Genomic DNA, 13,907 nt, shown 5'->3' with positions numbered 1-13,907 from the left:
GGGTTTTTTCGTTTGGGCAGGCAGAGACGGCAGAGACGATCGATGGAGCTTCAGAAATCATGAGCGAGACGAACACCCCGGCCGAGGCGGCCGAGGCGCACCGTTACACGGCTGCCATGGCCGCCGACATCGAGGCACGCTGGCAGGACGTATGGGACGCGGAGGGCACCTACGAGGCCCCGAACCCGACCGGTGACCTGGCCGGGGCCGAGTCCGCCGAGGCGGCGGCGGTCGTCGCGCGGCCCAAGAAGTTCATCATGGACATGTTCCCTTACCCCTCCGGTGCGGGCCTGCACGTCGGTCACCCGCTGGGGTACATCGCCACCGACGTCTTCGCCCGCCACCAGCGGATGAGCGGCCACAACGTCCTGCACACCCTGGGCTTCGACGCCTTCGGCCTGCCGGCCGAGCAGTACGCCGTGCAGACCGGCACGCACCCGCGCGTCTCCACCGAGGCGAACATCGAGAACATGAAGGTCCAGCTGCGCCGCCTGGGCCTGGGCCACGACAAGCGCCGCTCGTTCGCGACGATCGACCCGGACTACTACAAGTGGACCCAGTGGATCTTCCTGCAGATCTACAACTCCTGGTACGACGCGGACGCGGCCAAGGCCCGTCCGATCGCCGAGCTGGTCGCCGCCTTCGAGGACGGCTCCCGTGAGGTCCCCGGCGGCCGTTCCTGGGCCGAGCTGACCGCGGGCGAGCGGGCCGACGCACTGAACGAGCACCGGCTGGCGTACGCCTCCGACGCGCCCGTGAACTGGTGCCCCGGGCTGGGCACCGTACTGGCCAACGAGGAGGTCACCGCGGACGGCCGCTCCGAGCGCGGCAACTTCCCGGTCTTCAAGGCCAAGCTGAGCCAGTGGAACATGCGCATCACCGCTTACGCGGACCGCCTGCTGGACGACCTGGACGCGCTGGACTGGCCCGAGGCCATCAAGCTGCAGCAGCGCAACTGGATCGGCCGCAGCGAGGGCGCGCGCGTCGACTTCGCGGTCGGCGACGACGCCATCACCGTGTTCACCACGCGTCCCGACACCCTGTTCGGCGCCACCTACATGGTGCTGGCGCCCGAGCACGCGCTGGTTGAGAAGATCGTCCCGGCCGAGTGGCCCGAGGGCACGCACCAGGTGTGGACCGGCGGCGCCGCCACCCCCGGCGAGGCCGTGGACGCGTACCGCAAGCAGGCCGCCGCGAAGTCGGACGTCGAGCGCCAGGCCGAGGCCAAGGACAAGACCGGTGTGTTCACCGGCGCGTACGCGACCAACCCGGTCAGCGGCGACCAGGTCCCCGTCTTCATCGCGGACTACGTGCTGATGGGCTACGGCACCGGGGCGATCATGGCCGTCCCGGCGCACGACAGCCGCGACTTCGAGTTCGCCCGCGCCTTCGAACTGTCGATGCGCTGCGTCGTGGAGCCCTCGGACGACCGCGACGCCGACCCGGCGGAGTGGGAGGACGCGTTCTCCTCGTACGACGGCACCATCGTGAACTCGACGGGCGAGGGCGTCTCCCTGGACGGCCTGGGCGTCGTCGAGGCCAAGGCAGCCATCACGGCGTGGCTGGCCGAGCAGGGCATCGGTGAGGGGACGGTCAACTTCCGGCTGCGCGACTGGCTGTTCAGCCGCCAGCGCTACTGGGGCGAGCCCTTCCCGATCGTCTACGACGAGGACGGCGTCGCGCACCCGCTGCCCGAGTCGATGCTGCCGCTGGAACTGCCCGAGGTCGAGGACTACTCGCCGCGCACGTTCGAGCCGGACGACGCCGCCTCGAAGCCGGAGACCCCGCTGTCGCGGAACGCGGAGTGGGTCAACGTCGAGCTGGACCTGGGTGACGGGCGCGGGGTGCGCTCGTACCGCCGCGAGACCAACACCATGCCCAACTGGGCCGGTTCCTGCTGGTACGAGCTGCGCTACCTGGACCCCCACAACGCGTCGGCCCTGGTGGACCCGGCGATCGAGCAGTACTGGATGGGTCCGCGCGAGGACGCGCCGCACGGCGGCGTCGACCTGTACGTCGGCGGCGCCGAGCACGCGGTGCTGCACCTGCTGTACGCGCGCTTCTGGTCGAAGGTCCTGTTCGACCTGGGGCACGTCTCCTCGGCCGAGCCGTTCCACAAGCTGTTCAACCAGGGCATGATCCAGGCGTACGCCTACACCGACGCGCGCGGTGTGTACGTACCTGCGGCCGAGGTCGAGGAGCGCGACGGCGGCTACTTCTACCGGGGCGAGCCCGTCAAGCGCGAGCACGGCAAGATGGGCAAGTCCCTCAAGAACGCCGTCACGCCGGACGAGATCTGCGAGGAGTACGGCGCGGACACCCTGCGCCTGTACGAGATGGCGATGGGCCCGCTGGACGTCTCGCGTCCGTGGGACACCCGGGCCGTGGTGGGCCAGTACCGGCTGCTGCAGCGCCTGTGGCGCAACATCGTGGACGAGGAGACCGGTGCGGTCACCGTCGTCGACGCCGAGCCGGGCGAGGACACCCTGCGCGCGCTGCACAAGGCCATCGACGGGGCCGGCGCCGACATGGCCGGCCTGCGCTTCAACACGGCCATCGCGAAGATCACCGAGCTGAACAACGCGCTGACCAAGGCCGGCCGCCCGCTGGAGCGCTCGGTCGCGGAGCGGCTGGTCCTGCTGATCGCCCCGCTGGCCCCGCACATCGCGGAAGAGCTGTGGCACCGCCTGGGCCACCCCGACTCGGTGGTCCACCAGGACTTCCCGGTCGCGGACCCGGCGTACGTGGTGGACGAGAGCGTGACCTGCGTCGTCCAGATCAAGGGCAAGGTCAAGGCCCGCCTGGAGGTGCCGCCGACGATCTCCGAGGGTGACCTGGAGCAGCTGGCGCTGGCCGACGAGGCGGTCGTGGCGGCACTGGGCGGGGCCGAGATCCGCAAGGTGATCGTGCGCGCGCCGAAGCTGGTGAACATCGTCGTCTGAAGCGTCGCTCCCCCGATCTAGGGGGATTCCCGTACGGGCAGGTTGGGGGTTCGTTTGGAACCCCCAACCTGCCCGTGGCGTTTACCGTGGAAGGGACGGAAACGGCAGGGGAAGGGAGCCTCTCATGGAGGCGGGCGCGTTGATCATCATCTTTGCCCTGTTGGTGCTGTTCGCCTTCCTGGGGCTGGGGGCCTGGGCCACCGTGAAGGTGGTCGGGGCGGCGAAGCGCGGCGTGGACCGTACGATCACTCAGGCCCGCCGCACCGTGGAGGACACCGCGCTGAAGGCGAAGAGCTTCGGGCAGGTGGGTGTCACCGGGGCACTGGCACAGCTGCGGCTGGACCTGCGGACGTCCATGCGGGCCACGCAGCAGGCGCTGTACCAGGGGGTGCAGACGGACGCCTCGCTGAAGGAGTCGATCGGGCTGTTCGAGCGGCTGAGCGAGCACGGACACGAGCTGGACGACGAGCTGAAGCGGCTGGAGCAGGAGCCGGACCGCGGGCGGATCGCCGGCATGCTGCCCGACCTGAAGGAACGGACCGCCAAGATCACACAGGCGGCGGACTCGCTGCGGTGGGCCGCCCGCGACCGTGCCCGGCGCTTCGCCCAGGACGACCTGTCGGCGCTGTCGGCGCAGATCGAGGTCGAATCGGGTGCGCTGCGGGACTGGTCCCGGGAATCGGTGGACGACCTCGCGGCGGCGGCAGCGGCCTGGGACGCCCAACAGCCCCCGGCCGGGCACACCTCGCAGCCCCCGTCCGGGACCGCCGACCGCGCCCCGGAGCCCCCGTCGGCCCGCCCGGCGGCCCTGAACCCCACCCCCGCACCGACCCGCCACCCCTGGCAGAAGACCCCGAGGCCGGAAGCGACGACGTGAGCGGAAGGCCCGGGTCGGGCCAGAGGCCCGGCCCTGAAGCCCTGGGCTCCGGGCTCCGGGCTCCGGCCCTGCACCCCCGGGCACTGAGCCCTGGTCCTGAGCCCTGGCCCCGAGCCCCGGGCGCTGTGCCCTGGCCCCGCACCCCCGGGCGCTGAGCCCCGGGCGCTGAGCCCTGGTCCTGAGCCCTGGTCCTGAGCCCTGGCTCCGAGCCCTGGTCCCGAGCCCCGGTCCCGAGCCCCGGGCGCTGAGCCCTGGCTCCGAGCCCTGGCTCCGAGCCCTGGTCCCGAGCCCTGGTCCCGAGCCCTGGTCCCGAGCCCTGGTCCCGAGCCCCGGGCGCTGAGCCCTGGCTCCGAGCCCTGGCTCCGAGCCCTGGTCCCGAGCCCTGGTCCCGAGCCCTGGTCCCGAGCCCCGGGCGCTGAGCCCTGGTCCTGAGCCCTGGCTCCGAGCCCTGGTCCTGAGGCCTGGCGCTGAGCTTCGGCCCTGCACCCCCGGGCACTGAGCCGGACGGGGCCGTGCCTAGCGGCAGCCTGCGACACGTGGGCTCGGGTCGGTGGGCGACCGCCCGGGTAGCGGGTGCCCTCGGGTGCGGGCGCAGACGAGCGGCCGAGCACCTCCGGTGGCGCGGCAGGAGCGTGCCCGGCACCCCCCGCGCCGAGCCGCGGCCGGGCGCGCGGGCAGCCCGCGGCGGGGCTGGGCAGCCACTCCGTCCACCCCCAGGCCAGGGGCTGGGCTGCCGTACCACCCCCACTGGCGGTAACCTCCGGCTCATGTCCCGCCATGTCGCGATCGTCACCGATTCCACGGCCTACCTGCCCCGACCGGCCATGACGCGGCACGGAATCACCTCCGTCCCGCTGACCGTGGTCCTCGGCGACGAGGCGCTTGAGGACGGCACCGAGATCTCGGCCCGCAGCCTCGCCCTGGCCCTGCAGAAGCGCCGCCCGGTCACCACGTCCCGCCCCAGCCCGGAGGAGTTCGTACGGGCCTACCAGGCAGCCGCGGAGGCCGGCGCTACCGGCATCGTCAGCCTGCACCTGTCCGCCGAGTTCTCCGGCACCTACGACGCCGCCGTGGTCGCCGCCAAGACCGCCCCGGTCCCCGTCCGCGTCGTCGACACCGGCATGGTCGCGATGGCCCTCGGGTTCTGCGCGCTCGCCGCCGCGGAAACGGCCGAAGCCGGCGGCTCCGTCGACGAGGCCGTGGCCGCCGCCGAGAAGCGCGCCGCGGACATGTCCGCGTACTTCTACGTCGACACGCTCGACTACCTGCGCCGCGGCGGCCGTATCGGGGCCGCCCAAGCACTCCTCGGCTCGGCCCTCGCCGTCAAGCCGTTGCTCACGCTGGAGGGCGGGCGGATCGAGATGCTGGAGAAGGTGCGTACGGCCTCCAAGGCCATCGCCCGCCTGGAGGAACTGGCCGTGGAACGCGCCGGGGCGGGCGGCGTCGACGTCGCCGTGCACCACCTCGCGGCCCCCGAACGGGCGGAAAAGCTCGCGGAGCGGCTGCGCGAGCGCATCCCCGGACTGGTCGAGCTCCACGTCAGCGAGGTCGGTGCGGTGATCGGCGCACACACGGGTCCGGGGCTGCTGGCGGCGGTCGTCTCCCCCCGCTGATCACCGGAAAGAGTGGCGGGGATATCCACAACGGCCGGGATATCCACCGGAATTGATAAATCCGAACTGCGGTCGGGATTCGTCCTTACCGTCGTGGCATGACTCTTCGTACACGCACTTCGCATTCCTCCGGAGCCACCGGCGGCCCCGGCCGCCTCCGCTTTTCCGACGGGCGGTTGCGCCACGGCAGGGGCCGCGCCCGCCCGCACCACCCCGAGCCCGCCGCGGTGCGCCGCCGGGCCGAAGCCCTGCTCGGCGGCAGCGGCCCGCCGCAGATCCCGTCACCGGAGCCCCCGCCTCAGTCCCCGTCACCGGAGGGGGCGCCGGGTCCGGGGGCGGCGATCCGGTCCGTGGCCGGTCCGCCGGGGGAGGTCCCGTTGGCCGGGGGGACCGCGCTCCGGCTCGCCGTGCGGGAGCGGCTGCCGCTCTGGCTACAGGCGCGCTGCGCGGTGGAGCCGCGCTCGGTGGCCGCCGGCGCGGTGGTGCTGGTCGCCGCGGTCGCCTTCGGGGCCCAGCAGTACTGGACGTCGAGGCCGCAGCCGGTGACCGCGCCCTCGGTGGTCACCCCGGCCTCGGCCGCGCCTCCCAGCCCCCCGGTCGCCTCCGGCGGAGCCGGCACGCGGATCGTCGTCGACATCAGCGGAAAGGTCCGTGACCCCGGCGTGCGGCGGCTGCCCACCGGCTCGCGGGTCGAGGACGCGCTGGCCGCCGCCGGGGGAGTGCGGCCCGGTACGGACACCACCGGGCTCAACCGGGCCCGGGTGCTGGTGGACGGCGAGCAGGTGGCGGTGGGTGCACCGGCGCAGCCCGCCCCGGGAGGCCCGGGCCCCGGTGGTGGTGCCGGGCCGCTCAGCCTCGGCACGGCCACCGTGGAGCAACTGGACGGCCTGCCCGGGGTCGGCCCGGTCCTCGCGCAGCACATCGTGGAGTTCCGGGCCGCCCGCGGCGGCTTCCGTTCGGTGGAGGAGCTCCGGCAGGTCGACGGCATCGGAGAGCGGCGGTTCGCCGACCTGCGCAAGCTGGTCAGGCCGTGAAGCGCCCCGAGGGGCCGGGCCCGGTGGATCTGCGCCTCGCGGTACCGGCATTGGCCGGCTGGGCGGCGGCCGCCCTCGCCCTCGGCGCACCCGCCGGCTGGACCGCCGCCGGGGCCGGGGCGGCGGTCCTCGGCGCGGGGCTGCTGCTCCTGGCCGGCTGCCGGCGTCCGCAGTCGCTGTGGCGGATCGGCACGGCGGGGGCCGCCGTCCTGCTCTGCGCGGCCGCTGGGGCCGGGGTGGCGGGCCTCCAACGGGCCGAGGCGCGGGCCGGTCCGGTCCTGGGGCTGGCCAGGGACCATGCCCGGGTCCTCGCCGAGCTCACCATCGGCTCCGACCCGCGGACGGCGCGCAGCGGTAGCGGCCCGCCCGTGGTGGTCCTGGACGCGGTGCTCGACCGGGTGACCGGACCCGATGGTGCGCAGACCCGGGTCGAGACCCCCGTACGGGTGCTGGCCGGGCATCCGCAGTGGGCCCGGCTCCAGCCGTCGACCCGGGTCGCGGTCGTCGCCCGGCTGGCCCCGGGCCGGTCCGGGGAGCGGGCCGTGGCGCTGCTCCGCCCGGCCGGGGACACCCCGCCGAGGGTGACCGGCGGACCCGGCACCGTCCAGCGGGCCGCCGGGAGGCTGCGGGCCGGGCTGCGCGAGGCCACCGAGGGGCTCGCGCCGGACGCCCGGGCCCTGCTGCCGGGGCTGGTGGTCGGGGACACCTCCCGGGTGCCGCCCGACCTGGACGAGGCGTTCCGGGCCACGGACCTGCTGCACCTCTTGGCCGTGTCCGGGTCCAACCTGACCGTGGTGCTGTTCCTGCTCATCGGCGCACCGGCCGCCGCGCAGCGCGCCGAGCGGGGCGGCCTCGCACCCCGCCTCGGGCTGTCCCTGCGGGCGACGGCCCTGTGCGGGACGGTGCTGACCCTGGCGTTCGTGGTCGTGTGCCGGCCGGAGCCGAGCGTGCTGCGGGCCGCGGCCTGTGGGGCGATCACCCTGCTGGCCATCGCCACCGGGCGGCGCAGATCCCTGATCCCCGCCCTGGCGGCCGCGGTGCTGCTGCTCGTGCTCTACGACCCGTGGCTCGCCCGCAGCCCCGGCTTCCTGCTCTCGGTCCTGGCCACCGGGTCGCTGCTCACGCTCGGCCCGCGCTGGAGCGAAGCCCTGCGCCACCGCGGGATGCGGCCCCGGCTCGCCGAGGCGCTGGCCGCCGCGGCGGCCGCGCAGGCGGTCTGTGCGCCGGTGGTCGCCGTTCTCTCGGCCCGGGTGAGCCTCGTGGCGGTGCCCTGCAACCTGCTCGCCGAACTCGCGGCCGGTCCCGCGACCGTGCTCGGCTTCGCCGTGCTCGCGGCGGCTCCGCTGTGCATGCCCGTCGCGGAGCTGCTCGCCCGGTGCGCGGGGGTGCCGGCCGGCTGGATCGCCGCGGTGGCCCGGGCCGGGGCGCGGCTGCCGGGCGCGGAGCTCGCCTGGCCGGGCGGGCTCACCGGGGGACTTCTGCTGGCCGCCGCCACCCTGGCCGTCGTGGGCATCGGCGCACGGCTCCGGCACCGGCCGTGGGTGTGCTCCGCACTGGCCGTACTGCTGCTCCTCGCGGTCCTGCGGCCGCCGCAGCTCACCCGTACGCTCACCCGCTGGCCGCCGCCCGACTGGAGCTACGTCCAGTGCGCGGTCGGCCAGGGCGACGCCGCCGTACTCGCCGCCGGCCCGGGCACGGCCGTCGTGGTGGACGCAGGTCCCGAACCGGGCCCGGTGGACGCGTGCCTGCACTCCTTGGGGGTGCGTCGGGTGCCGCTGCTCCTGCTGACGCACTTTCACGCAGACCACGTCGGCGGCCTGTCCGGGGTGCTGCACGACCGGACCGTGGGTGTGATTCAGACCACTACGCTGGAAGAGCCGCCCGCGCAGGCTGAGTTCGTCCGAAGGGCCGCGGCCGCGGCGCACGTTCCGGTCGTGGCGGCCTCGGCGGGCGAGCGGCGCCGTGCCGGGCCCCTGGAGTGGCAGGTGCTGTGGCCCGCGCCCGACGGCCCGCGGCCGCAGGGGCCCAACGACGCCAGCGTCGCCCTCCTGGTCCGCGGGGCGGGCCTGACCCTCCTGCTGCTCGGGGACCTCGAACCACCCTCGCAGGAAGCGCTTCTGAGGGCCCATCCGGAGCTGGGTCCGGTCGATGTCCTCAAGGTCGCCCACCACGGCTCGGCCCATCAGGACCCCGGCCTCCAGGCCCGGGTCCGGCCCCGTCTGGCGATCGTCCCGGTCGGCGAGGGCAACCGCTACGGGCACCCCGCTCCGGGCACCCTCGCGCACCTGCGGACCCTGGGCGCGACCGTGCTGCGCACCGACACCGACGGCTCGATCGCCGTCGCGGGGAGCGGCCCGCGGATGCGGGCCTTCCCCTCCCGCCGGCGGCGGCGCCGACACGGGCATACCGGACACGGTCTTTCTGTTTGCCCACAACCCGGCAGCATGATCGAATGCGTTTTCGCCAGAGCGGTACGCGTCCACACAGCACGGGGGTGCCCCAACCATGTTCAGTCGTCGAAGAGGGATGGAGACGGCCGGAAGCGCCGGTTCGCAGACGTCCGCCACACTGACGCTGCCTCATACGGCGCGGCTGCTCAGCTGTCGTGTCCTCGACACCGTCCACCAGCCGGTCCGACAGGCCAAGTTCGAGGTGACCGACCCGATCGGCCGGCGCATCGTCAGCGGCGAGACCGATCCGTACGGCGGCTTCACCGCGGCCGTCCCGGAGGGGGAGTACCGGCTCTCCGTCACCGCCGAGGGGTACGCGCCCTTCCACGGGGCGACGCTGGTGGGGGACCCGGCACAGCCCGGTACCGGCGAGATCGTCCTCGACGCCGTGGAACCGCCGCTGCTGCCGGCGCCCGGCCACTGGGAGCTCGACCCGACGCACTCGTCCATCGGCTTCACCGCCCAGCACATCGGCTTCGCCCGGATCCGCGGCCGGTTCAACACCTTTGCCGGCGCGGTGCGGATAGCCGACCGCATGGAGGACTCCTCCATGCACGTGATCATCGACGCGACGAGCATCGACACCGGTGTGCGGATGCGGGACGACCACCTACGCTCCGCCGACTTCCTGGACGCGGCCCGGCATCCGACGGTCGAGTTCTACAGCGAGCGGTTCATCCACCGCAGCGGCAGCCGCTGGGCCGTCGCGGGCGCCCTCACCCTGCACGGGGTCAGCCGCTCGGTGACCCTGGACACCGAGTACCTGGGCCTCGGTACGGGGCTGGAGGGCGAACCGCGTGCGGCGTGCCGGGCGAGCGCCGAGCTGCACCGCGAGGACTTCGCCCTGAACTGGCAGTCCCTGCTGGCTCAAGGGATAGCGGCGCTCGGTTCGAGCGTGGAGGTCGTGCTGGACATCCAGATCGTGCACAAGGCGTAAGGCGCGCAAGGCGGGCCGGCGGGGCGCTACGGGGTCTCCAGCCAGCCCTCGTACTCGGAGGCGAGGCCGTCCAGCACGGTGGCGTCGAGCCGTTCCTGCGGGTCCTCGACGACCACCAGCCACTGGGCGTCCTCGGCGTCGTCCTCGCCGGCCAGGGCGTCGCGGACCAACTGCGGCTCCTCGGGGAGGCCGAAGCGGTCGACCGCCTCCCGGGCCACCTCCTCGGCGGCGTCGCGGTCGGGCAGGACCAGTACATGTCGCACGTTCACGCGGTCATTCTCGGGTACGGGGCGAGGGGGCCGCTGTGCGGGGGGCTGTCAGTGCGGCGTGGGATGCTGGGTGCGATGGCCACCAGGAAGAACTCCACCGACGATCCGCTCGCCCCGCTCACCCTCGCGGTGGGGCAGGAGGACCTGCTGCTCGACCGTGCCGTACGAGAGGTGGTGGCGGCCGCCCGGGCCGCCGATGCCGACACGGACGTGCGCGACCTCGCCCCCGAGCAGCTCCAGCCCGGCACGCTCGCCGAGCTGACCAGCCCCTCGCTCTTCTCCGAGCGCAAGGTACTGGTCGTACGCAATGCGCAGGACCTGTCCGCGGACACGGTCAAGGAGGTCAAGGCGTACCTCGCGGCGCCGTTCGAGGAGATCATCCTCGTGCTCCTCCACGCGGGCGGGGTCAAGGGCAAGGGGCTGCTGGACGCGGCCCGCAAGGCCGGGGCCCGCGAGGTCGCCTGCCCGAAGATGACGAAGGCGGCGGACCGGCTGGCGTTCGTCCGGGGCGAGTTCCGCACGCTCGGCCGGTCGGCCACCCCGGAGGCCTGCCAGACGCTGGTCGATGCGATCGGGAGCGATCTGCGGGAGCTGGCGAGTGCGGCGGCGCAGCTCTGCGCGGACGTCGAGGGCACGATCGACGAGGCCGTGGTCGGCCGCTACTACACCGGCCGCGCCGAAGCCTCCAGCTTCACGGTCGCCGACCGGGCGGTCGAGGGACGTGCGGCGGAGGCCCTCGAAGCGCTGCGGTGGTCGCTGTCCACGGGAGTGGCGCCGGTGCTGATCACCAGCGCACTGGCGCAGGCGGTCCGGGCCATCGGCAAGCTCGCCTCCGCACCGCGGGGGGCCCGGCCGGGAGACCTGGCACGGGATCTGGGCATGCCGCCGTGGAAGATCGACCGGGTACGCCAGCAGATGCGGGGCTGGTCGGCGGACGGGGTCTCGGAGGCCCTGCGTGCCGTGGCCGCGGCCGATGCCGGGGTCAAGGGCGGGGGCGACGACCCGGAGTACGCCCTGGAAAAGGCGGTCGTGGCGGTGGCCCGCGCCGCCCGCCCGACCCGCCCCTGAACCCCGCCCGACCCGCCGCCGGAACCCCGCCCGCCGCCGAACCCCGTCCGGGGCCGCCGCTGAACTGCGCGCGGTCCGCCGCCGGAATCCCGTCCGCCCCCGCTGAACCCCGTCCGGTCCGCCGCTGAACCGCGCGCGGTCCGCCGCCGAACACCGTCCGGCCCGCCGTCGAGACGGCCGCTGAGCCGCGCCGGGACGCAGGAAAGGCGAAGGCCCCGGGCGCCGCCCTGGGGAAGGGAGGCGGCCGGGGCCTTCGTTCACTGCTCGGTTGCACCGCACCCGCGTGGCGAACGCTTCGTGTGCGGCGCGGGGGCCGGTCGGGAGCGGGAGAGAGGGCCCGCTGGATCCCTTCCGGCGATCACATCAGAGCTCAGCCCTGGAGGGTGGCGACCTTGGTGGCCAGCGCCGACTTCTTGTTGGCGGCGGCGTTCTTGTGGATGACACCCTTCGAGACGGCCTTGTCGAGCGCACGCGAGGCGGCGCGAGAAGCCACGGTGGCCTTCTCGACGTCACCGGCGGCCACGGCCTCACGGGCCTTGCGGATCGCGGTCTTGAGCGAAGACTTGACGGCCTTGTTGCGCAGGCGCGCCTTCTCGTTCGTCTTGTTCCGCTTGATCTGGGACTTGATGTTCGCCACGAAAGAGCCTTTTCAGGTTCAGAGATTTGATCTTCGGATTGTGTCCCGACAGCTGAGAGGGCATACGAGACACAGCTGCCCAGGCTACCAGGCGCGCTCCGACCGGCCCAAACCGAGCGCATCGCCCCGTCCATGGGACCATGGGAGTCTGCGTACAGATCCGACGAGAGCCGGAAACGCTTCCGACTGCGACCCGAGAATCAGGACACTGCGTGCCCGCGATCCCCAGCCACGTGCCCGAGCCGAGCCGTACCGACCCGGCGCTGATCCGCAATTTCTGCATCATCGCGCACATCGACCACGGCAAGTCGACGCTCGCCGACCGGATGCTCCAGCTCACCGGTGTCGTCGACCAGCGGCAGATGCGTGCCCAGTACCTCGACCGCATGGACATCGAGCGTGAGCGCGGCATCACGATCAAGTCCCAGGCGGTCCGGCTGCCCTGGGCGCCCACCGTGGGCGAGGGCGTGGGCAAGACGCACATCCTCAACATGATCGACACCCCCGGGCACGTCGACTTCACGTACGAGGTCTCGCGTTCCCTCGCCGCCTGTGAGGGCACGGTCCTCCTGGTGGACGCCGCCCAGGGCATCGAGGCCCAGACCCTCGCCAACCTGTACCTGGCGATGGAGAACGACCTCGCGATCGTCCCGGTCCTGAACAAGATCGACCTGCCGGCCGCCCAGCCGGAGAAGTTCGCCGAGGAGCTCGCGAACCTGGTCGGCTGCCAGCCCGAGGACGTCCTGCGGGTCTCCGCGAAGACCGGCCTCGGCGTGGACGCCCTGCTCGACAAGGTCGTCGCGACCGTTCCGGCCCCGGTCGGCGTCAAGGCCGCCCCCGCCCGCGCGATGATCTTCGACTCGGTCTACGACTCGTACCGCGGCGTCGTCACGTACGTCCGTGTGGTCGACGGCCAGCTCAACAAGCGCGAGCGCATCCGGATGATGTCCACGGGCGCCACGCACGAGCTGCTGGAGATCGGCGTCTCCTCCCCGGAGATGACCCCGGCCGACGGCATCGGCGTCGGTGAGGTGGGCTACATCATCACCGGCGTGAAGGACGTCCGTCAGTCCAAGGTCGGTGACACGATCACAAGCCTGCACAACGGCGCGACCGAGGCCCTCGGCGGCTACAAGGACCCGAAGCCGATGGTCTTCTCGGGCCTCTACCCGCTCGACGGCTCCGAGTACCCGGACCTGCGCGAGGCCCTGGACAAGCTCCAGCTCAACGACGCCGCGCTGGTCTACGAGCCGGAGACCTCGGCCGCACTGGGCTTCGGCTTCCGCGTCGGCTTCCTCGGCCTGCTGCACCTGGACGTGGTCCGCGAGCGCCTGGAGCGCGAGTTCGGCCTCGACCTGATCGCCACCGCGCCGAACGTGGTCTACCGCGTCGTCCTGGAGGACGGCAAGGAAGTCACGGTCACCAACCCGAGCGAGTTCCCCGAGGGCAAGATCTCGGACGTGTTCGAGCCGGTCGTCCGGGCCACCGTGCTCGCGCCCACCGAGTTCATCGGCGCGATCATGGAGCTCTGCCAGACCCGCCGCGGCACGCTGCTCGGCATGGACTACCTCTCCGAGGACCGGGTCGAGATCCGCTACACCCTCCCCCTCGCAGAGATCGTCTTCGACTTCTTCGATCAGCTGAAGTCCAAGACGCGCGGTTACGCGTCCCTCGACTACGAGCCCACCGGCGAGCAGTCGGGCAGCCTCGTCAAGGTCGACATCCTGCTCCACGGCGACAAGGTCGACGCCTTCTCCGCCGTGACCCACAAGGACGCCGCGTACGCGTACGGCGTGCGGCTCGTCGCCAAGCTGCGCGAGCTCATCCCGCGGCAGGCCTTCGAGGTGCCGATCCAGGCGGCCGTCGGCTCGCGCGTCATCGCCCGCGAGACCATCCGCGCCATCCGCAAGGACGTCCTCGCCAAGTGCTACGGCGGTGACATCTCCCGTAAGCGGAAGCTGCTGGAGAAGCAGAAGGAAGGCAAGAAGCGCATGAAGATGGTCGGCTCGGTGGAGGTGCCCCAGGAGGCCTTCATCGCCGTCCTCTCCAGCGACGAGTCCGGTGGCAAGAAGAAGTAGCC

The 13,907-nt window shown here is 73.0% G+C and carries 9 protein-coding genes and 1 pseudogene; 8 read left to right on the top strand and 2 right to left on the bottom strand.

Translation table 11 applies throughout. The features are described 5' to 3' along the window. Positions 1-59 precede the first annotated feature (59 nt). The 6 genes and pseudogenes from leuS to OG974_RS15940 all read left to right on the top strand — a co-directional run bounded on the left by leuS (position 60) and on the right by OG974_RS15940 (position 9,853). Positions 60-2,942 (top strand): leucine--tRNA ligase, encoded by a 2,883-nt coding sequence (leuS, locus tag OG974_RS15965; protein WP_327283386.1) that lies wholly within the window; start codon positions 60-62, stop codon positions 2,940-2,942. Positions 2,943-3,066: 124 nt separating this feature from the next. After that, a complete protein-coding gene (locus OG974_RS15960) occupies positions 3,067-3,819 on the top strand; it encodes a hypothetical protein (RefSeq protein ID WP_327283385.1) in 753 nt (250 codons plus the stop codon). A 767-nt stretch (positions 3,820-4,586) separates the two neighbouring features. Then, positions 4,587-5,432 carry a DegV family protein gene (locus OG974_RS15955; protein ID WP_327283384.1) on the top strand — a complete coding sequence of 282 codons (846 nt, stop codon included), beginning with the start codon at positions 4,587-4,589 and terminating at the stop codon, positions 5,430-5,432. Positions 5,433-5,530: 98 nt separating this feature from the next. Then, positions 5,531-6,466, top strand: coding sequence for a ComEA family DNA-binding protein (locus OG974_RS15950; protein ID WP_327283383.1), 936 nt, complete (start codon positions 5,531-5,533; stop codon positions 6,464-6,466). Further along, positions 6,463-8,835, top strand: a pseudogene (locus OG974_RS15945) (ComEC/Rec2 family competence protein); the annotation flags it as partial. The gene OG974_RS15950 and the pseudogene OG974_RS15945, both read left to right, overlap by 4 nt. Positions 8,836-8,992: 157 nt before the next feature. Beyond that, positions 8,993-9,853: a YceI family protein gene (locus tag OG974_RS15940; protein WP_371643491.1), complete on the top strand. Its 861-nt coding sequence runs from the start codon at positions 8,993-8,995 to the stop codon at positions 9,851-9,853. Positions 9,854-9,879: 26 nt separating this feature from the next. Here OG974_RS15940 and OG974_RS15935 read toward each other — a convergent pair whose 3' ends face one another. Continuing rightward, on the bottom strand, positions 9,880-10,122 hold the full coding sequence (locus OG974_RS15935) for a hypothetical protein (RefSeq protein ID WP_327283381.1): 243 nt from the start codon (positions 10,120-10,122) through the stop codon (positions 9,880-9,882). 75 nt (positions 10,123-10,197) lie between these two features. Here OG974_RS15935 and holA point away from each other — a divergent pair, with 75 nt between their 5' ends. Further along, complete coding sequence (gene holA, locus OG974_RS15930; protein WP_327285642.1) at positions 10,198-11,190, top strand: DNA polymerase III subunit delta; 993 nt, start codon at positions 10,198-10,200, stop codon at positions 11,188-11,190. Between the two features lie 370 nt (positions 11,191-11,560). On the opposite strand, the gene rpsT is transcribed toward holA, so the two are convergent. Continuing rightward, positions 11,561-11,827, bottom strand: a complete 267-nt coding sequence (gene rpsT / locus OG974_RS15925; protein ID WP_327161927.1) for a 30S ribosomal protein S20 — start codon at positions 11,825-11,827, stop codon at positions 11,561-11,563. A 212-nt stretch (positions 11,828-12,039) separates the two neighbouring features. Between rpsT and lepA the strand changes: the two genes are divergently transcribed. Beyond that, positions 12,040-13,905 carry a translation elongation factor 4 gene (gene lepA / locus OG974_RS15920; protein ID WP_327283380.1) on the top strand — a complete coding sequence of 622 codons (1,866 nt, stop codon included), beginning with the start codon at positions 12,040-12,042 and terminating at the stop codon, positions 13,903-13,905. Positions 13,906-13,907: the final 2 nt, after the last annotated feature.

Origin of the sequence: Streptomyces sp. NBC_00597, from assembly GCF_041431095.1 — a bacterium.
Classification (GTDB): Bacteria; Actinomycetota; Actinomycetes; order Streptomycetales; family Streptomycetaceae; genus Streptomyces.
This window is presented reverse-complemented; position numbering and strand designations above follow the sequence as displayed.